Origin of the sequence: Streptomyces sp. NPDC051173 (assembly GCF_040689515.1) — a bacterium.
In the GTDB taxonomy this organism is placed as follows: domain Bacteria; phylum Actinomycetota; class Actinomycetes; order Streptomycetales; family Streptomycetaceae; genus Streptomyces.
Genome location: NZ_JBFBBD010000105.1, coordinates 1 through 22,893, shown reverse-complemented (window position 1 = coordinate 22,893; position 22,893 = coordinate 1). Strand labels below are relative to the sequence as shown.

The window sequence follows — 22,893 nt, the reverse complement described above, 5'->3', positions numbered from 1 at the left end:
TCGTGGGAGGTGCTGGAGCGGGCGGGTATCGATCCGACGTCGTTGAAGGGCACGTTGACCGGTACGTACGTGGGTGTGATGTACCACGACTACGCCAAGGCGTTCCCCGAGGCCGACGCCCAACTGGAGGGCTACGCCTACCTGGCGAGCTCGGGGAGTGTGGTCTCCGGCCGGGTGGCGTACACGCTGGGTCTGGAGGGTCCGGCGGTGACGGTCGACACGGCGTGCTCGTCGTCGCTGGTCTCCATCCACTTGGCCGCGCAGGCGCTGCGGCAGGGCGAGTGCGACCTGGCCCTCGCGGGCGGTGTGACCGTCATGGCCGATCCCGACGTGTTCGCGGGCTTCTCACGCCAGCGCGGCCTGTCACCTGACGGCCGCTGCAAGCCCTACGCGGCCGCGGCCGACGGTGTCGGCTTCTCCGAAGGCGTCGGCCTGATCTTGCTGGAGCGTTTGTCGGATGCTCGGCGTCATGGGCGTCGGGTGTTGGGGGTTGTGCGTGGTTCGGCGGTGAATCAGGACGGTGCGAGCAATGGGTTGACGGCGCCGAACGGTCCGTCGCAGGAGCGGGTGATCCGGCAGGCGTTGGCGAGTGGTGGGCTTGCGGTGTCGGATGTGGATGTTGTGGAGGGGCATGGTACGGGGACGACGCTGGGTGATCCGATCGAGGCGCAGGCGTTGCTGGCCACATATGGGCAAGGCCGGTCGGTGGGTCGGCCGTTGTGGTTGGGGTCGGTGAAGTCGAACATCGGTCATACGCAGGCTGCTGCGGGTGTGGCGGGTGTGATCAAGATGGTGATGGCGATGCGGTGTGGGGTGGTGCCGGCGAGTCTGCATGTGGATGAGCCGACGCCGCATGTGGAGTGGGGGTCGGGTGGGGTCCGGCTGGTGTCGGAGTCGGTGCCGTGGCCTGAGGTGGGTCGGCCGCGTCGGGCGGGTGTGTCGTCGTTCGGTGCGTCCGGGACCAATGCGCATCTGATCATCGAGCATGTTCCGGATCTGGTGGATGCTGGGCGGGAGTTGGAGTCTGACGGTGGTCCGGTGCCGTGGGTGCTGTCGGCTCGCAGCCCGCAGGCACTGCGCGAACAGGCACACCGCCTCAGGGAGGCTGTCACCGGTGGAACGGCTCCGGCCGAGGTCGGCTGGTCACTCCTGACGACGCGTGCGTCCCATGAGCATCGGGCTGTTGTGGCCGGCGCCGAGCGAGCGGAGCTGATCGCCGGGCTTGAGGCGTTGGCTGCGGGGGAGTCGCATCCGGCGTTGGTGGGTCCGGCTGTTGCGCGCGATGGTCGGACGGTGTGGTTGTTCAGTGGTCAGGGCAGTCAGCTGGTGGGGATGGGGGCTGGGTTGTATGAGCGGTTCCCGGTGTTCGCGAAGGCTTTTGATGAGGTGTGTGGGCTGCTGGAGGGGGAGTTCGGTGGTTCGCTGAAGGATGTTGTCTTCGGTGGTCCTGTGGAGCGGTTGGATCACACGATGTGGGCGCAGGGTGGGCTCTTCGCGCTTCAGGTCGGGCTGGCGCGGTTGTGGGAGTCGGTAGGGGTCCGTCCTGATGTGGTGATAGGGCACTCGGTCGGGGAGATCGCGGCTGCTCATGTGGCGGGTGTGTTTGATCTGGCGGATGCGTGCCGGGTGGTGGGGGCGCGTGCGCGGTTGATGGGTGCGTTGCCCGAGGGTGGGGCGATGTGTGCGGTGCAGGCCACGCCCGAAGAGCTCACTGGCGAGCTTGACGGCTCGGGGGTGAGTGTGGCTGCGGTGAACACCCCTGATTCCACGGTGATTTCCGGCCCTGCTGATGAGGTGGGACGGATCGCTGAGGGGTGGTCGGTCCGGGGTCGTAAGACGAAGGCGTTGTCGGTCAGTCACGCGTTCCATTCGGTGTTGATGGAGCCGATGCTCCAGGACTTCGCCGAGGCCATCAGCGGGGTGGAGTTCAAGACTCCGAGGATTCCACTGATCAGCAACGTGACGGGCCTGCCTGCGGGTGAGGAGATCGCGAGCCCGGATTACTGGGTGCGTCACGTCCGGCAGCCGGTCCTCTTCCGGCAGGCCATCGCTCACGTTGCCGACCAGGCGGGCTTGTTCATCGAGCTGGGCCCTGCCCCGGTATTGATCACCGCCGCCCAGCACACCCTCGATGAGGCGGAGGGGACCGAGCCGCTGTTGGTCTCTTCGCTGGCCGCTGAGCGGGCGGATGACCTGGCCTTTCTCCAGGCGATGGCTCGGCTTCATACGGCAGGTGTCGGGTTGGACTGGCGTGGCTGGTTCCTGGGTGAGCCTGCTGTGGTGGATCTGCCGACGTATGCGTTTCAGCGTGAGCGGTTCTGGCTGGCGGGCAGGTCTGGTCGTGGGGATGCGGTTGGTCTGGGGCTGGTGGCTGCGGGGCATCCGTTGTTGGGTGCGGCGGTGGAGTTCGCCGACCGGGGTGGCTGCCTGCTGACGGGTCGGCTGTCGCGTTCGGGTGTGCCTTGGCTGGCTGATCACGAAGTGGCCGGGACTGTCCTTCTCCCTGGTGCGGCGTTGGTGGAGTGGGTGTTGCGGGCCGGCGACGAGGTTGGCTGCGCCGTGCTTGAGGAGCTGATGTTGCAGGCTCCGGTGGTCGTGCCGACCGCGTCCGGGTTGCGGGTGCAGGTCGTAGTGGACGCGGCTGGCGACGATGACAGCCGCCGTGAAGTCCGGGTATACACCCGCCCCGACGACGGCGACGGCGTATGGGTCTGCCACGCGACCGGCATCCTCACCCCCGAACCCACCCGGTCCGCCGACGAGATGAGTGGCCCTTGGCCTCCCGTCGAAGCCGAGCCGGTGGACGTCGAGACCTTCTACGCGGAGGCCGCCCGAGCCGGTTACGCGTACGGACCCGCTTTCCAGGGGCTGCGGTCGGTGTGGCGGGACGGTGAGGATCTGCTGGCCGAGGTCGCTCTGCCCGAGGCCGCCGGTTCGTACGACGGTTACGGCATCCACCCCGCCCTCCTCGACGCCGCACTCCACCCCCTGCTGGCCGTCCGGTTCCAGGACGGCGGGGACGGTCAGGTGTACGTCCCCTACGCGTGGCACGGCGTATCGCTGTGGGCGGTGGGTGCCACGACCGTCCGCGTACGCCTCAGCCCGGTCGGGGACAGCATCGAGCAAGGGGTGCGGGTGACGGTTGTCGACACGACCGGTGGTCCCGTGCTGAGCGTCGACGCCATGCGGACGCGGCCCGTGAAACCAGGCAGTCTCGCGGACCCGCAACAACGCGACGTGCGCGGCTTGTTCACGGTCGACTGGATGCCGGTTCCGGTGCCTGAGCAGGAAGCACCAGGTCGCGCCCCCTGGGTCACGCTCGCGGACGGCGTCGCTCTGGCAGATGTGGTGCGGGCGCAGGACGACGCGCCCTGGGCGGTGGTCGCTCCCGTCGAGGCCGGCGACGGCCTTGCTACGGCGGAGGGGGCGCTGTTCCTGGTCCAGGAGTTCCTGGCGGCGCCCGAGCTGGCCGATTCCCGGCTGCTGTTGGTGACGCGCGGTGCCGTCGCCACCGACGACGACGGTGATGTCGACCCGGCCGCTGCCTCCGTCTGGGGCCTGGTCCGCAGTGCCCAGTCCGAGAACCCGGGCCGCTTCGCCCTGATGGACACGGACGGCGGTGACCTCCCGCAGGCCGCCCTGCGTCACGTCATCCAAGAGCAGGATGAATCCCAGCTCGCCCTGCGCGAGGGCCGGATACACGTCCCGCGCCTGACCCAGGCCCGCCGGTCGGCCGAGCTGGTCGCGCCGCTCGGCGAACCGGCCTGGCGCCTCCAGATGGTCACGGGCGGTTCGCTGGAGGATCTGACGGCGGCTCCCTGCCCGGAGGTTCTCCAGCCCCTGGAGACCGGTCAGGTCCGGGTGTCGATGAGCGCCGCGGGCATCAACTTCCGCGATGTGCTCGTGGCGTTGGGCATGGTCCCCGCGTACGGAGCCATGGGCGGTGAAGGCGCGGGAATCGTCACGGAGGTCGGGCCCGACGTCACGCACCTTTCGGTCGGCGACCAGGTCATGGGCGTGTTCGAGGGCGCTTTCGGCCCCGTCGCGGTCGCCGATGCCCGCATGGTCGCGCCGGTCCCGCGGGGCTGGGGCATGCGGGAGGCCGCGGGTGTGCCGGTGGCTTTCCTGACGGCTTGGTACGGGCTGGTGGAGTTGGCTCGTGTGAAGCCGGGTGAGTCGGTGCTGGTTCACGCGGCGACGGGTGGTGTGGGGATGGCGGCGGTGCGGATCGCTCGTCATCTCGGTGCGGAGGTGTTCGCGACGGCGAGTCCTGCGAAGCACGGCGTGCTGGAGGAGATGGGCATCGATGCCGCTCATCGTTCGTCCTCCCGCGACCTGGGCTTCGAGGAGAGGATCCGGCAGGCCACGCACGGGCGTGGTGTGGATGTCGTGCTGAACAGCCTGACGGGTGAGTTCATCGAGGCTTCCCTGCGTCTGCTGGGTGACGGTGGGCGCTTCCTGGAGATGGGCAAGACCGATATCCGCGACCCCGGCGAGGTGGCCGACCAGCACCCCGGAGTGACGTACCACGTCTATGACCTCGTCACCGACGCCGGACCCGGCCGGATCGCGCGAATGCTGGAACGCCTCGCCGAGTTGTTCACCTCAGACCGGCTTAAGCCGCTGCCGGTACGTTCCTGGCCGCTGGACAAGGCGCGGGAGGCGTTCCGGTTCATGAGTCAGGCCAAGCACACCGGCAAGCTGGTGCTGGAGATACCGCCTGCCCTCGACCCCGAGGGCACGGTGGTGATCACCGGCGGCACCGGCGTGCTGGGGCGGCTGGTCGCCGAGCACCTCGTACGCAAGTGGGGGGTGCGGCACCTGCTGTTGGCGGGGCGTCGTGGGCCGGCTGCTCCGGGTGCTGGTGAGCTGGTGGATCGGTTGGGTGAGTTGGGTGCCGAGGTGTCGGTCGTGGCGGCTGATGTGAGTGATCCGGAGGCGGTGGCGGAGCTCGTCGGCAAGACGGATCCGGCGCATCCGCTGACCGGTGTGGTTCATGCGGCGGGTGTTCTGGACGACGCTGTGGTGACGGCTCAGACCCGGGAGGGTCTGGCGCGTGTGTGGTCGGCGAAGGCTGCCGCCGCGGTGAATCTGCATGAGGCGACGCGGCATCTGCGTCTGGGTCTGTTTGTCGTGTTCTCTTCGGCGGCGGCGACGCTGGGCAGTCCTGGTCAGGCGAACTATGCGGCGGCGAACGCGTATTGCGACGCATTGATGCGGCACCGTCGCTCGGCCGGTCTGAGTGGTCTGTCGGTCGGCTGGGGTCTGTGGCAGACCGACGCGTCCAGTGGTGGCATGACCGGTGGGCTCAGCGACACCGACGTCGCTCGTATGGCCCGCGTCGGCGTCAAGGCGATGAGCAGCGAACACGGCCTGGCCCTCCTCGACGCGGCACACCACCACAGCCACCCCCACCTGGTGGGGCTCGACCTCGACCTGCGGACCCTGGCCACGCACCCCGTGGACACCAGGCCCACCCTCCTGCGCGGCCTCGCCATCCCCGCTCCGGGCGGGGCGGGCCGGCCGACCGCGACGGCGGGCGCGCGGCCCGCCGACCTGGCGAGCCGGCTGGCCACCCTGCCGCAGGCCGAACGGCACCACACGCTGATCGGCCTCATCCGGGAGCAGGCCGCCACCGTCCTCGGACACCACACCGAAAGCCTCACCACGGGCAGCACCTTCAAGGAACTCGGATTTGACTCCCTCACCGCGGTCGAACTGCGCAACAGGCTCTCCGCAGCCACCGGCCTGCGCCTGCCCGCCGGGCTGGTCTTCGACTACCCGGACGCCGACACGCTGGCGGAACACCTCGGCGGACAGCTCGCTCCCGACGGCGGAACGCCCACCGGGCAGGAGGCCACCGACTCCGTCCTCCGCGACATGGCGAAGCTCGAGAACACCCTGTCCTCCGCGCTCGTCGGACACCTCGACGCCGACGCGGTCACGGCCCGCCTGGAATCCCTCCTGGCGAAGTGGAGGGCGTCCGGCGCCATGCCCGACTCCGGCAGCGCCAAGGAACAGCTCCAGGTCGCCACGACCGACCAGGTGCTCGACTTCATCGACAAAGAGCTGGGTCTGTGAACCGACCGTGCACGGCGCGACAACCACGCTGAAGGCTGGGTGAACTCTCATGGCGAGTGAAGAGCAACTGGTCGACTACCTCAAGCGGGTCGCCGCCGAACTGCACGACACGCGGCAGCGGCTGCGCGAGGTGGAGGAGCGCGCCCAGGAGCCGGTGGCCGTCGTCAGCATGGCCTGCCGGTTCCCCGGTGGCGTCGAGTCGCCCGAGGGCCTGTGGGAGCTGGTCGCCCGGGGCGGCGACGCCATCGAGGGCTTCCCCGCCGACCGCGGCTGGGACCTGGCGGGCCTCTACCACCCGGATCCCGACCACCCGGGGACCTGCTACGTACGCGAGGGCGGATTCCTCGGCGGCGCCGACCGATTCGACTCCGGGTTCTTCGGCTTCAGCCCACGCGAAGCCCTCGCCAGCAGCCCGCAGTTGCGCCTGCTCCTGGAGGCGTCCTGGGAGGTGCTCGAACGGGCGGGCATCGACCCCACCACGCTGAAGGGCAGCCCCACGGGTGTCTACGTGGGTGCCGCGACCACCGGCAACCTCACCCAGGGCGACCCGGCGGGCAAGGCCACCGAGGGGTACGCGGGCAGCGCGCCCAGCGTCCTCTCGGGCCGTGTCTCCTTCACCCTCGGCCTCGAAGGCCCGGCGGTGACCATCGAGACCGCGTGCTCCTCGTCGCTGGTGGCCATGCACCTGGCGGCACAGGCGCTGCGGCAGGGCGAGTGCGACCTGGCGCTCGCCGGCGGTGTGACGGTGATGTCCACGCCCGAGGTGTTCACCGGCTTCTCCCGCCAGCGCGGCCTGGCCCCCAACGGCCGCTGCAAGCCCTTCGCCGCGGCCGCCGACGGCACGGGCTGGGGCGAGGGCGCGGGCCTGATCCTGCTGGAGCGCCTCTCGGACGCGCGCCGCAACGGCCACAAGGTCCTCGCCCTCCTGCGGGGTTCGGCCGTCAACCAGGACGGGGCCAGCAACGGCTTCACCGCCCCCAACGGCCCCTCGCAGCGCCGCGTCATACGGCAGGCGCTGGCCGGCGCCAACCTCTCCACGTCCGAGATCGACGTGGTGGAGGCGCACGGCACCGGCACCAAGCTGGGCGACCCCATCGAGGCCGAGGCCCTCATCGCCACGTACGGCAAGGAGCGCGAGGACGACCGGCCGCTGTGGCTCGGCTCGGTGAAGTCCAACATCGGCCACACGCAGGCGGCCGCCGGTGTCGCCGGTGTGATCAAGATGGTGATGGCGCTCCAGCGCGAACTGCTGCCCGCCACCCTGCACGTGGACGAGCCGACCCCGCACGTGCAGTGGGAAGGCGGCGGCGTACGGCTGCTCACCGAGCCGGTTCCGTGGTCGCGGAGCGAGCGGGTGCGCAGGGCCGGGGTGTCCTCGTTCGGCATCTCGGGGACGAACGCGCACGTGATCCTGGAGGAGGCGCCGGAGGCGACCTCCACCGAGGAGACGCCGGAGCCCGTGCCGGGAGCGGTGGTGCCATGGGTCGTGTCCGGGCGCACCGGGGACGCACTGCGTGAACAGGCCCGCCGATTGGGCGCGTTCGCCTCGGAGGGCTCTTCCTTGCTGGACGTGGGCTGGTCGCTCGCGACCTCGCGCTCGGCCTTCGAGCACCGGGCCGTGGTGGTGGGGCAGGATGCCGGTCAGGCGATCGCGGGCCTTGAGGCGTTGGCTGCGGGTGAGGTTTCGCCGGACGTGGTGTCCGGGGTGGCCGGCGACGTGGGTCCAGGTCCGGTGTTGGTGTTTCCGGGGCAGGGGTCGCAGTGGGTGGGGATGGGTGCCCGACTCCTCGATGAGTCAAAGGTGTTCGCTGATCGTATTGCCGAGTGTGAGCGGGCGCTTTCTCCGTATGTCGACTGGTCGCTCACCGGCGTCTTGCGTGGTGATGGTGGTGAGTTGTCGCGGGTGGAGGTGGTGCAGCCGGTTCTGTGGGCGGTGATGGTTTCGCTGGCTGCGGTGTGGGCCGAGTACGGGGTCAGGCCGGCTGCTGTGATCGGTCATTCCCAGGGTGAGATGGCTGCGGCGTGTGTGGCTGGTGCGTTGTCGTTGGAGGATGCGGCGCGGATTGTCGCCGTGCGTAGTGATGCTCTGCGGCAGTTGGCCGGGCGTGGTGCGATGGCTTCGCTCGGGGTGGGCCGGGAGCTGGCTGTCGAGCTTATCGACGGGCACGTCGGGGTGGGTGTTGCTGCGGTGAACGGCCCTTCCTCCACGGTGATTTCGGGTCCGCCGGAGCAGGTGGCGGCCGTGGTCGCGGAGGCTGAGTCGCGCGACCATCGGGCGCGCCTGATCGACGTGGACTACGCCTCGCATGGTCCGCAGGTCGATGAGATCGCGGATCTGCTGGCCGAGCGTTTGAGCGGTATCGAACCGCAGGTAACTGATGTGGCGTTCTACTCCACGGTCACCGCCGAACGGATCGACACCAGCACCCTGACCACTGGCTACTGGGTCACGAATCTCCGGCAGCCGGTTCGTTTCGCGGACACGGTCGATGCGCTGCTCGCGGATGGCTATCGCGTCTTCATCGAGGCGAGCCCTCACCCGGTTCTGAACCTGGGCTTGGAGGAGACCATCGAGCAGGCGGATATCTCCGCCACGGTGGTGCCCACCTTGCGTCGCGATCACGGGGACACGCTTCAGTTGACGCGTTCTGCCGCGCTCGCGTTCGTGGCGGGTGCGGATGTGGACTGGCGGCGTCGGTTCCCGGCCGACCCCGCTCCCCGGACCGTCGACCTGCCCACGTACGCCTTCCAGCACCAGCGCTACTGGCTGGAGGTGGACGGTGTCGGCGACGTCCGTGCGGCAGGGCTGCGGCGCTTGGAGCACACGTTGCTGCCCGCGGCGCTCGGTCTGGCGGACGGCGCGCTCGTACTGACCGGCCGTCTCGCGGCGTCCGGTGCCGGTGGTTGGCTCGTCGACCACGCCGTGGCGGGCACCACCCTGGTGCCCGGCGCGGCCCTGGTGGAGTGGGTGTTGCGGGCCGCCGACGAGGCGGGCTGCCCCACCCTGGAGGAGCTGACGCTCCAGGCACCGCTCGCGCTGCCCGACTCCGGCGGGCTCCAGGTCCAGGTCGTCGTGGGCCCGGCCGACGAGCGGGGCGGGCGGCGGGAAGTACGGATCTTCTCCCGGCCCGACTCCGAGGACGCACCGGACCAGGACGAGGCGTGGGTGTGCCACGCCGACGGTGTGCTGAGCCCCGAGCCCGCGTCCGCCGCGGCCGACGAATCGGGCGGGGCGTGGCCTCCGGCCGGTGCGGAGCAGGTGGAGATCGGCGATCTCTACGAGCGGGCCTCGGCCGCCGGCTACCACTACGGCCCGGCGTTCCAGGGCCTGCGCACGGTGTGGCGGCACGGCGAGGACCTGCTGGCCGAGGTCGTCCTGCCCGACGCCGCAGGTGCTCACGACGGCTTCGGTATTCACCCCGTCCTGCTGGACGCGGCCCTGCACCCGGCGTTGCTGCTCGACGAGGACACCGAGGCGGGCGTCAGGCTGCCGTTCGCGTGGAACGGGGTGTCCCTGTGGGCCACCGGAGCCACCGACGCGCGGGTGCGGCTGTCTCCGCACCGAGGGGCAGGGGCCGGGCCGGGCCTGCGGGTGACGGTGACCGATGCCACCGGAGCGCCGGTGCTGAGTGTCGCCTCGCTGGCGGTGCGCCGGGCCGACCCCGAGCAGCTGCGCGCGGCAGGGAAGGCGGGCGCCAACGGACTGTTCACCGTGGAGTGGACCGCCGTGCCCTCGACGGATGTGCCCTCAGCAGACGCGTCTTCGGTGGACGTGTCTTCGGCGGGCGTGGAGCGGGCGGCCGAGCGCGGCTGGGCGGTGCTCGGCCAGGACGCACCGGTCTGGGTGGGAACGGACGTTCCGTGCCACGAGGATCTGGTAGCTCTGCTGACGGCGCTGGAGGACGGGGCACCGGCCCCTGGGACGGTGCTCGTCGAGTCCCCCGCGGCACCCGACACCTCGACCTCCGCCGTGGAAGCACACGGCCGCGCCGCCACCGAGCGCGTACTGCGTCTCGTACAGGACTGGCTGGCCGATCCGCGTCTGATCGACACCCGCCTCGTCCTCCTCACCCACCGCGCGGTGGCCGTCCCGGCAGCCGACGAGCCGGGGGACGTGGACGCATCGGCCGCCGCTCTCTGGGGACTCGTCCGCAGCGCCCAGTCCGAGCACCCGGACCGCTTCGTCCTGCTCGATGTCGCGGACGACGACGGCATCGACCGTGCGGCCGTGGCACGGGCCCTCGCTTCCGGCGAGCCGCAACTGGCCATCCGTACGGGCCGCGTCCTCGTCCCCCGCCTCACGCGCGCCACCGCGACCGACGCCGGCGCGGACCGCGCCGGCATCGACCCCGACGGCACCGTCCTGATCGCGGGCGGGACCGGCATGATCGGCGGCCTGGTGGCCGAACACCTCGTCCGCGCCTGGTCGGTGCGGCACCTGCTGCTCGCCGGCAGGCAGGGCCCCGACGCGCCCGGCGCCGGCGACCTCGCCGACCGGCTCACCGCCCTCGGCGCCCATGTGCGGATCGTCGCTGCCGACCTCACCGATCAGCGGGCCGCCGAGGAACTGGTCGCCGCCGTCGACCCGGCGCACCCCCTGACCGGAGTGATCCACGCCGCGGGCGTCCTGGACGACGCCGTGGTCACCGCGCAGACCCCTGATCAACTGACCAGGGTCTGGGCCGCCAAGGCGACCGTCGCCGCCAATCTGGACATCGCCACCCGGCAGCTGAGCCCGGCCCTGTTCGTCATGTTCTCCTCGGCCGCCGGTGTCCTCGGCAACGCGGGCCAGGCCGGATACGCGGCCGCCAACGCCTTCGTCGACGCCCTCGTGACCCGCCGCAACGGCACGCGCGGGACCGGGGCCGGCCTGTCGATCGCCTGGGGTCTGTGGGCGCGCGACAGCGCCATGACCCGGCACCTGGACGAGGCCGACCTGGCGCGGCTGCGCGCGGGCGGCATGAAGCCCCTCTCGGACGAGCAGGGCCTGACCCTCCTGGACGCGGCGCGCGACGTGGACAGCCCCTTGGTCGTCGCCGCCGGGATCGACGTACGCGGCCTGGCACAGGACAGCGCCCCCGCGATGCTGCGGAAGCTCGCCGGGCGGCCGCGCCGCCGGGCGGCCGTCGGCTCCACCGGTGACCCGGCAGCGCTGGAGACCCGCCTCGCGGGCCTCGACGGGCCCGAACGCCTTGCCGCCGTCACCGACTTGGTGCGCGAGTGCGTCGCGGCGGTACTCGCCTACCCCACGCCGGCGGACGTCCGCACCGAAGCCAACTTCAAGGATCTGGGCTTCGACTCGCTGACTGCGGTGCAACTGCGCAACAGCCTGACGGCGGCCAGCGGCCTGCGCCTCCCCGCGACCCTGGTCTTCGACCATCCCACGCCCCGGGCGCTGGCCGCCTATCTGTGCACCCGCCTGGGCGGCACGCCGGCCGCGCCCGCCGTGCTCCCTGCCACCGTGGTGGCGGACGATCCGATCGCCATCGTCTCCATGGCCTGCAAATACCCGGGCGGCGTCACCTCGCCCGAGGACCTGTGGAAGCTGGTCGATTCGGGCGTGGACGCGGTCGGGGAGTTCCCCACGGACCGCGGCTGGGACCTCGACCGGCTCTTCCACCCGGACCCCGACCACCCCGGCACCAGCTACGCCGACGAAGGGGCCTTCCTGCACGACGCGGGTGATTTCGATGCCGCGTTCTTCGGTATCAGCCCGCGTGAGGCGTTGGCGATGGATCCGCAGCAGCGGTTGCTGCTGGAGGCGTCGTGGGAGGTGCTGGAGCGGGCGGGTATCGATCCGACGTCGTTGAAGGGCACGTTGACCGGTACGTACGTGGGTGTGATGTACCACGACTACGCGGCGGGCCTGGCCAGCGGCGAGGACCCCCAGCTTGAGGGCTATTCCATGCTCGCCGGCTCGGGGAGTGTGGTCTCCGGCCGGGTGGCGTACACGCTGGGTCTGGAGGGTCCGGCGGTGACGGTCGACACGGCGTGCTCGTCGTCGCTGGTGTCGATCCACTTGGCCGCGCAGGCGCTGCGGCAGGGCGAGTGCGACCTGGCCCTCGCGGGCGGCGTGACCGTCATGGCGACCCCCGAGGTCTTCACCGGCTTCTCCCGCCAGCGGGGTCTCGCCCCTGACGGCCGCTGCAAGCCGTTCGCCGCCGCGGCCGACGGCACGGGCTGGGGAGAGGGCGTCGGTGTCCTCCTGCTGGAGCGTTTGTCGGATGCTCGGCGTCATGGGCGTCGGGTGTTGGGGGTTGTGCGTGGTTCGGCGGTGAATCAGGACGGTGCGAGCAATGGGTTGACGGCGCCGAATGGTCCGTCGCAGGAGCGGGTGATCCGGCAGGCGTTGGCGAGTGGTGGGCTTGCGGTGTCGGATGTGGATGTTGTGGAGGGGCATGGTACGGGGACGACGCTGGGTGATCCGATCGAGGCGCAGGCGCTGCTGGCCACATATGGACAAGGCCGGTCGGTGGGCCGGCCGTTGTGGCTGGGGTCGGTGAAGTCGAACATCGGTCATACGCAGGCTGCTGCGGGTGTGGCGGGTGTGATCAAGATGGTGATGGCGATGCGGTGTGGGGTGGTGCCGGCGAGTCTGCATGTGGACGAGCCGACGCCGCATGTGGAGTGGGGGTCGGGTGGGGTCCGGCTGGTGTCGGAGTCGGTGCCGTGGCCTGAGGTGGGTAGGCCGCGTCGGGCGGGTGTGTCGTCGTTCGGTGCGTCGGGTACGAATGCGCATCTGATCATTGAGCATGTTCCCGATCTGGTGGAGTCCGGGAGGGAGTTGGTGCCGGTTGCCGGTCCGGTGCCGTGGGTGCTGTCGGCTCGCAGCCCGGAGGCACTACGCGAACAGGCACACCGCCTGAGCAGGGCCACGATGGCGGCTCCTGACGCCTCTGTTCGTGATGTGGCGTGGTCGTTGTTGCGTACGCGTTCGTTGTTCGAGCATCGGGCTGTTGTGGTGGGTGCGGAGCGGGTGGCCGCGCTTGAGGCGTTGGCTGCGGGGGAGCCGCATCCGGCTCTGGTCGGCCCGGCTGCCTCGCAGGCCGGTGCGGGCAAGTATGCGGTGTGGCTGTTCAGTGGTCAGGGCAGTCAGCTGGTGGGGATGGGGGCTGGGCTGTATGAGCGGTTCCCGGTGTTCGCGGCGGCCTTCGACGAGGTGTGCGAGCTGCTTGAAGAAGACTTCGGTGGTTCGCTGAAGGACGTTGTCTTCGGTGGTCCTGTGGAGCGGTTGGATCACACGATGTGGGCGCAAGGGGGGCTCTTCGCGCTTCAGGTGGGCTTGGCCCGGCTGTGGGAGTCGGTAGGGATCCGTCCTGATGTGGTCGTGGGCCATTCGGTCGGGGAGATCGCTGCCGCGTATGTGGCGGGTGTGTTTGATCTGGCGGATGCGTGCCGGGTGGTGGGTGCGCGTGCCCGGTTGATGGGTGCGTTGCCCGAGGGCGGGGCGATGTGCGCGGTGCAGGCCACGCCCGAGGAGCTCGCTGGCGAGCTTGACGGTTCCGGGGTGAGTGTGGCTGCCGTGAACACCCCTGATTCCACCGTGATTTCCGGCCCGACTGATGAGGTGGGCCGGATTGCGGCTGCGTGGTCGGGCCGGGGTCGTAAGACGAAGGCGCTCTCGGTCAGTCACGCGTTCCATTCGGCGTTGATGGAGCCGATACTCCAGGACTTCGCCGAGGCCATCAGCGGGGTTGAGTTCAAGACTCCGAGGATTCCACTGATCAGCAACGTGACGGGTCTGCCTGCGGGTGAGGAGATCGCGAGCCCGGACTACTGGGTGCGTCATGTACGGCAGCCCGTCCTCTTCCAGCAGGCCATCGCCCACCTCGCGGACCGGGCTGGGGTGTTCGTCGAGCTGGGCCCCGCCCCGGTATTGGCCACCGCCGCCCAGCACACCCTCGACGGCACGGAGGGCCCGGAACCGCTGCTGCTTTCTTCGCTCGCCGGCGGACGGCCCGAGGAGCAGGCGTTCTTGGAGGCGATGGCTCGGCTTCATATGGCTGGTGTCGGGTTGGACTGGCGTGGCTGGTTCGCGGGTGAGCCTGCTGTGGTGGATCTGCCGACGTATGCGTTTCAGCGTGAGCGGTTCTGGCTGGCGGGCAGGTCGGGTCGTGGGGATGCGGTTGGTCTGGGGCTGGTGGCTGCGGGGCATCCGTTGTTGGGTGCGGCGGTGGAGTTCGCCGACCGGGGCGGTTGCCTGCTGACGGGTCGGCTGTCGAGGTCGGGTGCTTCCTGGCTGGCTGATCACGAAGTGGCCGGGGCTGTTCTTCTCCCTGGTGCGGTGTTGGTGGAGTGGGTGTTGCGGGCCGGCGACGAGGTTGGCTGCGCCGTGCTTGAGGAGCTGATGTTGCAGGCTCCGGTGGTCGTGCCGACCGCGTCCGGGTTGCGGGTGCAGGTCGTGGTGGACACGGCGGCGGACGACGGCCGTCGTGAAGTCCGGGTATACACCCGCCCCGACGACGGCGACGGCGTATGGGTCTGCCACGCGACCGGCATCCTCACCCCCGAACCCACGCCCGCACCCGCTGGGTTGATGGGGGCCTGGCCCGCGTCCGGTGCGGTGCGGGTCGAGGTGGAGGGCTTCTACGAGCGTATGGCCGACGCGGGTTACGCGTACGGACCCGCTTTCCAGGGGCTGCGGTCGGTGTGGCGGGACGGTGAGGATCTGCTGGCCGAGGTCGCTCTGCCCGAGGCCGCCGGTTCGTACGACGGTTACGGCATCCACCCCGCCCTCCTCGACGCCGCGCTCCACCCGGCCCTCCTGCTCGACTGGGGCGGTGAGCCGCAGGACGACGGCAAGGTATGGCTGCCGTTCACCTGGAACCAGGTCGGCCTGTGGGCCGCGGGCGCCGACACCGTACGTGTGCGCGTGTCGCCCGGCGAGCACGACGCCACCGAACGCCGGCTCCGGCTCCTCGTGACGGATGCCGCCGGAACGCATGTACTGAGCGCGGGATCGGTGACGCTGCGCCCCGCAGACGTCGGGCAGTTGAAGTCCGTACGCGACGACGACGGCTTGTTCACCGTGGAATGGACACCGCTGCCGGTCCCGGCGCAGGACGCGCCGGGCAGCGGCGACGCCTGGGTCGGCATGGCCGACGTGCTGCGCTCCGGAGACGACGCCCCCTGGGCTGTGGTCGCTCCCGTCGAGGCCGGCGACGGCCTTGCTACGGCGGAGCGGGTGCTGTCCCTGGTCCAGGAGTTCCTGGCGGCGCCCGAGCTGGCCGATTCCCGGCTGCTGGTGGTGACGCGCGGTGCCGTCGCCACCGACGACGGTGATGTCGACCCGGCCGCCGCCTCCGTCTGGGGGCTGATGCGCAGCGCCCAGTCCGAACACCCGGGCCGCTTCGTGCTCGTGGACACGGACAGCGACGATCTCCCGCAGACCGCCCTGCGCCACGCCGCCGAGGCCTTGGGCGAGCCCCAACTCGCGCTGCGCGACGGGACGCTCCTGTTCCCGAGGCTGGTCCGCGCGAGTGGAGGTCCTGTCGTCGGAGCGCCTGCCGAGCAGGCGTGGCGGTTGGAGACCAGCGGCACCGGAACGCTGGAGAGCGTGGCCCCCGTGGTCTGCCCGGAGCTCGTCGAGCCCCTGGCTTCCGGCCAGGTGCGCCTGGAGGTCCAGGCTGCCGGCATCAACTTCCGTGACGTACTGGTCAGCCTCGGCATGGTGCCGGGACAGACCGGCCTGGGCGGCGAGGGCGCGGGCATCGTCACGGAGGTCGGGCCCGATGTCACGCACCTTTCGGTCGGTGACCAGGTCATGGGCGTACTCGGCGGCTCCTTCGGCCCGGTGGCCGTAGCGGACACCCGCATGGTCGCGCCGGTTCCGCGGGGCTGGAGTGTGCGGGAGGCGGCGGGTGTGCCGGTGGCTTTCCTGACTGCTTGGTACGGGTTGGTGGAGTTGGCTCGTGTGAAGCCGGGTGAGTCGGTGCTGGTCCATGCGGCGACGGGTGGTGTGGGGATGGCGGCGGTGCGGATCGCGCGTCATCTCGGTGCGGAGGTGTACGCCACCGCGAGCCCCTCCAAGCACGCTGTGCTGGAGGAGATGGGCATCGACGCGGCTCACCGGGCCTCGTCACGTGATGCCGGCTTCGAAGAGGTGATCCGGCAGGCGACCGGTGGTCGTGGCGTCGACGTCGTACTGAACAGCCTGACGGGCGAGTTCATCGAGGCGTCCTTGCGGTTGCTGGGTGACGGTGGCCGGTTCCTGGAGATGGGCAAGACCGATCTGCGTGATCCCGGCGAGGTGGCCGTCGATCATCCCGGGGTGACATATCAGGTCTATGACCTCGTCACCGACGCCGGTCCCGAGCGGATCAGGGAAATGTTCGCGGCGATGAGGGAGTTGTTCGCCTCCGGCGCGCTCGCTCCCCTGCCGGTGCGTTCCTGGCCGCTGGAGCGGGCGCGGGAGGCGTTCCGGTTCATGAGTCAGGCCAAGCACACCGGCAAGCTGGTGCTGGACATACCTCCCGTCCTCGACCGGGACGGCACCGTACTGATCACCGGCGGCACCGGAGCACTCGGCCAAGTCGTGGCCGAACACGCGGTGCGACAGTGGGGGGTGCGGCACCTGCTGTTGGCGGGCCGCCGTGGGCTGGAGGCTCCGGGTGCTGGTGAGCTGGTGGAGCGGCTGGGTGAGTTGGGTGCCGAGGTGTCGGTCGTTGCGGCTGATGTGAGTGATCCGGAGGCGGTGGCGGAGCTCGTCGGCAAGACGGATCCGGCGCATCCGTTGACCGGTGTGGTTCACGCGGCGGGTGTCCTGGACGACGCCGTGGTGACGGCCCAGACCCCGGAGGGTCTGGCGCGTGTCTGGTCCGCGAAGGCCGCCGCCGCGGTGAATCTGCATGAGGCGACGCGGCATCTGCGTCTGGGTCTGTTCGTCGTGTTCTCTTCGGCGGCGGCGACGCTGGGGAGTCCTGGTCAGGCGAATTACGCGGCGGCGAACGCGTATTGCGATGCGCTGATGCGGCATCGCCGTGTGTCGGGTCTGAGTGGTCTGTCGGTCGGCTGGGGTCTGTGGCAGACCGACGCGTCCAGTGGTGGCATGACCGGTGGACTCAGCGACACCGACGTGGCCCGCATGGCCCGCGTCGGCGTCAAGGCGATGAGCACCGAGTACGGACTTGCCCTGCTCGACGCGGCGTACCGCCAGGCCGCCCCGTACCTGCTCGCCGCCGACCTCAACCCCCGTGTTCTGGCCGCCAGATCCGCCACCGCCCTGCCGGCCCTGCTGCGTGCCTTCGCGGGCGGGCAGGGCCCCGCGCGGCCGGCCGCCACCCGGCCGAGCACCGACTGGGCCGGGCAGTTGACCGGGCTTCCCGCCGAGGCGCAGCACCAGACCCTGCTCGACCTGGTGCGTACGCATGCCGCGGCGGTGCTCGGGCACGCGGGCACCGACGCCGTGCGCGCCGACGTTCCCTTCACGGACCTCGGCTTCGACTCCCTCACGGCGGTCGAACTGCGCAACAGGCTGTCCGCGGCCACCGGCCTGCGCCTGCCCGCCACGTTCATCTTCCGCCACCCCACCCCGTCCGCCATCGCCGAGGAACTGCGCGAGCAGCTGTGCCCGGCGGCTGCGGATCCGTCGGCGCCGCTGTTCGGCGAGCTGGACCGGCTGGAAACGGTGATCGCGGGCCACGCGCACGACGAGGACACCCGCGGCCGCCTGGTGGCGCGCCTGGAATCCCTGCTGTGGCGGCTGGGTGACGGCGCGGGTGACGGGGGCGGCGAAGCCGTCGCGAGCGATGACCTCGAGTCCGCGTCGGACGACGAGCTCTTCGAGCTGATCGACCGGGAACTGCCTTCTTGATCAGGAGTGGAAGAACATGCCGGGTACGAAAGACACACCGGGTACCGAGGACAAGCTTCGCCACTATCTGAAGCGGGTGACGGCGGATCTCGGGCAGACCCGTCAGCGCCTGCGCGAGATGGAGGAGCGGCAGCGGGAACCGGTGGCCATCGTCGCGATGGCCTGCCGGTACCCCGGCGGTGTGACGTCGCCGGAGGAGCTGTGGGACCTGGTCGCCTCGCGCGGCGACGCCATCGAGGCGTTCCCGGCCGACCGCGGCTGGGACGTGGAGAGCCTGTATCACCCCGACCCGGACCACCCGGGCACCAGCTATGTACGGGAGGCCGGCTTCCTGCGGGACGCCACGCGCTTCGACGCCGACTTCTTCGGCGTCAACCCGCGCGAGGCGCTGGCCGCCGACCCGCAGCAAAGGGTGCTCCTGGAAGTGGCCTGGGAGCTGTTCGAGCGGGCGGGCATCGACCCGGCCACGCTCAAGGACAGCCTCACCGGCGTGTACGCGGGGGTGTCCAGCCAGGACTACATGTCCCGGTCGCGGGTGCCCGCCGAAGTGGAGGGGTACGCCACCACGGGCACCCTCTCCAGCGTCATCTCCGGCCGTATCGCCTACACCTTCGGCCTCGCGGGGCCCGCGGTGACGCTCGACACGGCGTGCTCGGCGTCGCTGGTCGCGATCCATCTGGCCGCGCAGGCGCTGCGGCAGGGGGAGTGCGATCTGGCCCTCGCGGGCGGCGTCACCGTGCTGTCCACGCCCACCGCGTACGTCGAGTTCTCCCGCCAACGGGGCCTGTCACCGGACGGCCGCTGCAAGCCGTTCGCCGCCGCGGCCGACGGCACCGGATTCTCCGAGGGCGTCGGCCTCGTCCTGCTGGAACGCCTCTCCGACGCGCGCCGCAACGGGCATCACGTGCTCGGCGTCGTCCGCGGCTCCGCCGTCAACCAGGACGGCGCGAGCAACGGCCTCACAGCCCCCAACGACGCGGCCCAGGAACGGGTGATCCGCCAGGCCCTGGCCAACGCCCGGGTCACCCCGGACACCGTGGACGCCGTGGAGGCGCACGGCACCGGGACGACGCTGGGCGATCCCATCGAGGCGCACGCGCTCCTCGCCACGTACGGCAAGGAGCGCGCGGACGACCGGCCGCTGTGGCTCGGCTCGGTGAAGTCCAACATCGGGCACACCCAGGCCGCCGCCGGTGTCGCCGGTGTGATCAAGATGGTGATGGCGATGCGGCACGGGGAACTGCCCGCCTCGCTGCACATCGACCGCCCCACGCCCCACGTGGAGTGGGAGGGCGGGGGAGTGCGGCTGCTCTCCGATCCCGTGCCGTGGCCACGGGCCGACCGGCCCCGACGGGCGGGCATCTCCTCGTTCGGCATCAGCGGCACCAACGCCCACCTGATCCTGGAACAGGCCCCCGACGAAGCGGACGACCCGGTGTGCGCCGACGCCCCCTCGGACGGCGCTGTCGTGCCGTGGGTGCTCTCGGCACGGACCCGCGACGCGCTGCGCGCGCAGGCAGGCCGCCTGAGCGGGGCCGCGGTGGGCTCTGCTGATGTGCGTGATGTGGGCTGGTCGCTGCTGCGTACGCGTTCGTTGTTCGAGCATCGGGCTGTTGTGGTGGGCGCGGAGCGGGTGGCCGCGCTTGAGACGTTGGCTGCTGGGGAGTCGCATCCGGCGTTGGTGGGTCCGGCTGTTGCGCGCGATGGTCGGACGGTGTGGCTGTTCAGCGGTCAGGGCAGTCAGCTGGTGGGGATGGGGGCTGGGCTGTATGAGCGGTTCCCGGTGTTCGCGAAGGCTTTTGATGAGGTGTGCGGGCTGCTGGAGGGGGAGTTCGGTGGTTCGCTGAAGGACGTTGTTTTCGGTGGTCCTGTGGAGCGGTTGGATCACACGATGTGGGCGCAGGGTGGGCTCTTCGCGCTTCAGGTCGGGCTGGCGCGGTTGTGGGAGTCGGTCGGGGTCCGTCCTGATGTGGTGGTAGGGCATTCGGTCGGGGAGATTGCTGCCGCGTATGTGGCGGGTGTGTTTGATCTGGCGGATGCGTGCCGGGTGGTGGGGGCGCGTGCGCGGTTGATGGGTGCGTTGCCCGAGGGTGGGGCGATGTGTGCGGTGCAGGCCACGCCCGAAGAACTCGCTGGCGAGCTTGACGGCTCGGGGGTGAGTGTGGCTGCGGTGAACACCCCCGATTCCACGGTGATTTCCGGCCCTGCTGATGAGGTGGGCCGGATTGCTGCTGCGTGGTCGGACCGGGGTCGTAAGACGAAGGCGTTGTCGGTCAGTCACGCGTTCCATTCGGTGTTGATGGAGCCGATGCTCCAGGACTTCGCCGAGGCCATCGACGATGTGCAGTTCAAGGCGCCCGCGATCCCGTTGATCAGCAATGTGACCGGTCTGCCTGCGGACGACGAGATCGCGACCCCCGGCTATTGGGTGCGTCACGTCCGGCAGCCCGTCCTCTTCCAGCAGGCCATCGCCCATCTCGCCGACCAGGCGGGCGTGTTCATCGAGCTGGGTCCCGCCCCGGTACTGACCACCGCCGCCCAGCACACCCTCGACGGTGTGACCGAAGCCGACGACGCGCCGGAGCCGGTCGTCACCGCCTCGCTCCACCCCGCGCGGCCGGACGGCGTGGCGTTCACGCAAGCCGTGGCCCGGCTGCACACAGCGGGGGTCGCCGTGGACTGGTCCGGCTGGTTCCCGGCCGACCCCGCTCCCCGGACCGTCGACCTGCCCACGTACGCCTTCCAAGGGCGGCGCTTCTGGCTGGCGGACATCCTGGCTCCCGAGGCGGTGTCCCAGGCGGACGGTGACGAGGCCGGCTTCTGGGCGTCCGTGGAGGGCGAGGACGTCCAGGCGCTCTGCGACACCCTGCACCTCAAGGACGACGAGCGCAGGTCGGCGCTGGAGACCGTCTTTCCCGCTCTGTCCGCGTGGCGACGCGAGCGGCGTGAACAGTCCGTCGTCGACTCCTGGCGCTACCGCGTCGACTGGCAGCCGATCTCCAACTCCCCTTCCACCCCCGCCGGTTCCGGTACGTGGCTGATCGTCGCCCCTTCCCAGGGCACCGACGCCTGGAGCCGGGCTTGCCTGAACGCGCTGGAGGAGTCCGGGATCCCGGCGACCGTCGTCGAGACCGGTCCGGACCCGAAGCGCGCCGACCTCGCGAACCTGCTCCGCTCCCACCAGGCCGGACTCCCGGACGGCACGGCTCCCGCGGGAGTGCTGTCCCTGCTCGCTCTCGCCGAACGGCCCGCCGACGCCTCCTTGGCGCTGTTGCAGGCCCTGCTGGACGCCGGCCTCGACGCACCCCTGTGGTGCGCCACCCGCGGCGCCGTCTCGTGCGGCGATACCGATCCCGTCGTCTCCCCGGAGCAGGCGGCGGTCTGGGGCCTCGGCCGGGTGGCCGCCCTGGAGCACCCCGCGCTGTGGGGCGGCCTGGTGGACCTGCCCGCCGACCCGGCGGAGCTCGCGGCGGGACCGCTCCGCGCGGTGCTGTGCGGGGGCGCCGGCGAGGACCAGGTCGCGCTGCGCCCGGCCGGGGCCCTCGGCCGCCGTCTGGTGCCCGACGCGGCGCCCGCCGACGGTTCCGGGGAGAGCTGGCAGCCGCACGGTGCCGTGCTCGTGACGGGCGGTGTCGGGCGGCTGGCGGACCACGTGGTGCGATGGCTGGCCGCCCGCGGCGCCGAGCACGTCGTACTCCTGGACACGGACGGCACCGGCGGTTCCCGGGAAGCCGGACTAGCTGCCGAAGTAGCCGGACAGGGAGCCGAGTTGACGGTGGTTCGGGAGCTGGGGGAGGCGGCGGGCGTACGGATACGGACGGTCATCCACACCTCGCTGCCCGGTGTGCCCGCCCCGTTGGCGGAGATCACGCCCGACGCTCTCGCCTCGGCCGTGTCCGCCGCCGTGGCGCTGGGTGAACCGGCCGGCGCCGGACCGGTGGAGACGGTGCTGTTCTTCTCGTCCCTCGCGGCCACGCTCGGCAGCAGGGAGCACGGCGCCCACGCCGCCGCCGACGCCTACCTCGACGCCCTGTCCCAGCAGCACCGGCCCGAGGGCCCGCGAATGGTGTCCGTGGGCTGGGGCATCTGGGACCTGCCGGACGACGGGGACCTCGCCCCCCGGCACACCGGCCTGTCGAGGCGGCAGGGTCTGCCTCCGCTGGAACCCCGGCTGGCGCTCGGCGCGCTGCGCACTCTGCTCGACGGCGGCGACAGGCACGCGGTGGTCGCCGACATCGAGTGGGAACGCTTCGCCCCGCTGTTCACCCTGTCCCGGCCCACCCGGCTCCTCGACGGGGTACCGGCCGCCCTGCGGGTGCTCGACCCCGGACCGGAGGCCGGTGACGGGGCGGATGTCTCGGAGCTGCGGCGCGAGCTCGCCGCCCTGCCGGCGCGGGAGCGGGCCGGTGCGCTCCTGAAGGTGGTCCGTACGCAGGTGGCGGCCGTCCTGCGGTACGAGCCGGGTCAGGAGGTCGACCCGGAACGGGCCTTCAAGGACCTGGGCTTCGACTCCCTCGTGGTCGTCGAGCTGCGCAACCGGCTGCGCGCCGCCACCGGGCTCCGCCTGCCCGCCACGCTGGTCTACGACTACCCGACGCCCCGCGCCCTCGCCGAGCACCTGCTGGAGCGGGTCCTGCCGGACGGCGGTGCGGCGGAGCTGCCGGTGGCCGCCCATCTCGACGATCTGGACGCCGCGTTGACGGACCTCGCGGCGGACGACCCCCGCCGCCGGGGCCTGATCCGGCGCCTCCAGGCCCTGCTGTGGAAGCACCCCGACGACGCCGCGGGCCCGGCCGCGGCGGACGACGAGGGGGGCCAGGGCGGGGAGGAAGAGCTGGCCGAGGCGAGCGCCGACGACATGTTCGCGCTGATCGACCGCGAATGGGGCAGCCGCTGACCCTCCGACGTCGGTCGCCTGCCGCACGGCAAAACCTGTTCTGCTCGCCACCTCCTATCTCCCTGCCGGCCTTGTAGCCGATTCCGCGATCGCTCAGGAGGAT

Annotated in this window: 3 protein-coding genes; all 3 read left to right on the top strand. The window is 71.0% G+C overall.

The features are described 5' to 3' along the window. The first annotated feature begins 9 nt into the window (after window positions 1-9). From AB0435_RS31790 to AB0435_RS31780, 3 genes are read left to right on the top strand one after another with little or no spacing between them, the layout of a single operon-like run. The gene (locus AB0435_RS31790) at window positions 10-6,081 is read left to right on the top strand and encodes an SDR family NAD(P)-dependent oxidoreductase (protein ID WP_366428537.1); all 6,072 of its coding nucleotides are present in this window, start codon (window positions 10-12) and stop codon (window positions 6,079-6,081) included. 49 nt (window positions 6,082-6,130) lie between these two features. After that, entirely contained in the window at window positions 6,131-17,893 is an 11,763-nt protein-coding gene (locus AB0435_RS31785) for an SDR family NAD(P)-dependent oxidoreductase (RefSeq protein ID WP_366428536.1), read from the top strand. Window positions 17,894-17,909: 16 nt separating this feature from the next. Then, on the top strand, window positions 17,910-22,790 hold the full coding sequence (locus AB0435_RS31780; RefSeq protein ID WP_366428535.1) for a type I polyketide synthase: 4,881 nt from the start codon (window positions 17,910-17,912) through the stop codon (window positions 22,788-22,790). Window positions 22,791-22,893: the final 103 nt, after the last annotated feature.

Coding starts and splice junctions, on each gene's coding strand:
- AB0435_RS31785 (WP_366428536.1), top strand. CDS start 6,131: ATGGCGAGTGAAGAGCAACTGGTCGACTACCTCAAGCGGGTCGCCGCC.
- AB0435_RS31780 (WP_366428535.1), top strand. CDS start 17,910: ATGCCGGGTACGAAAGACACACCGGGTACCGAGGACAAGCTTCGCCAC.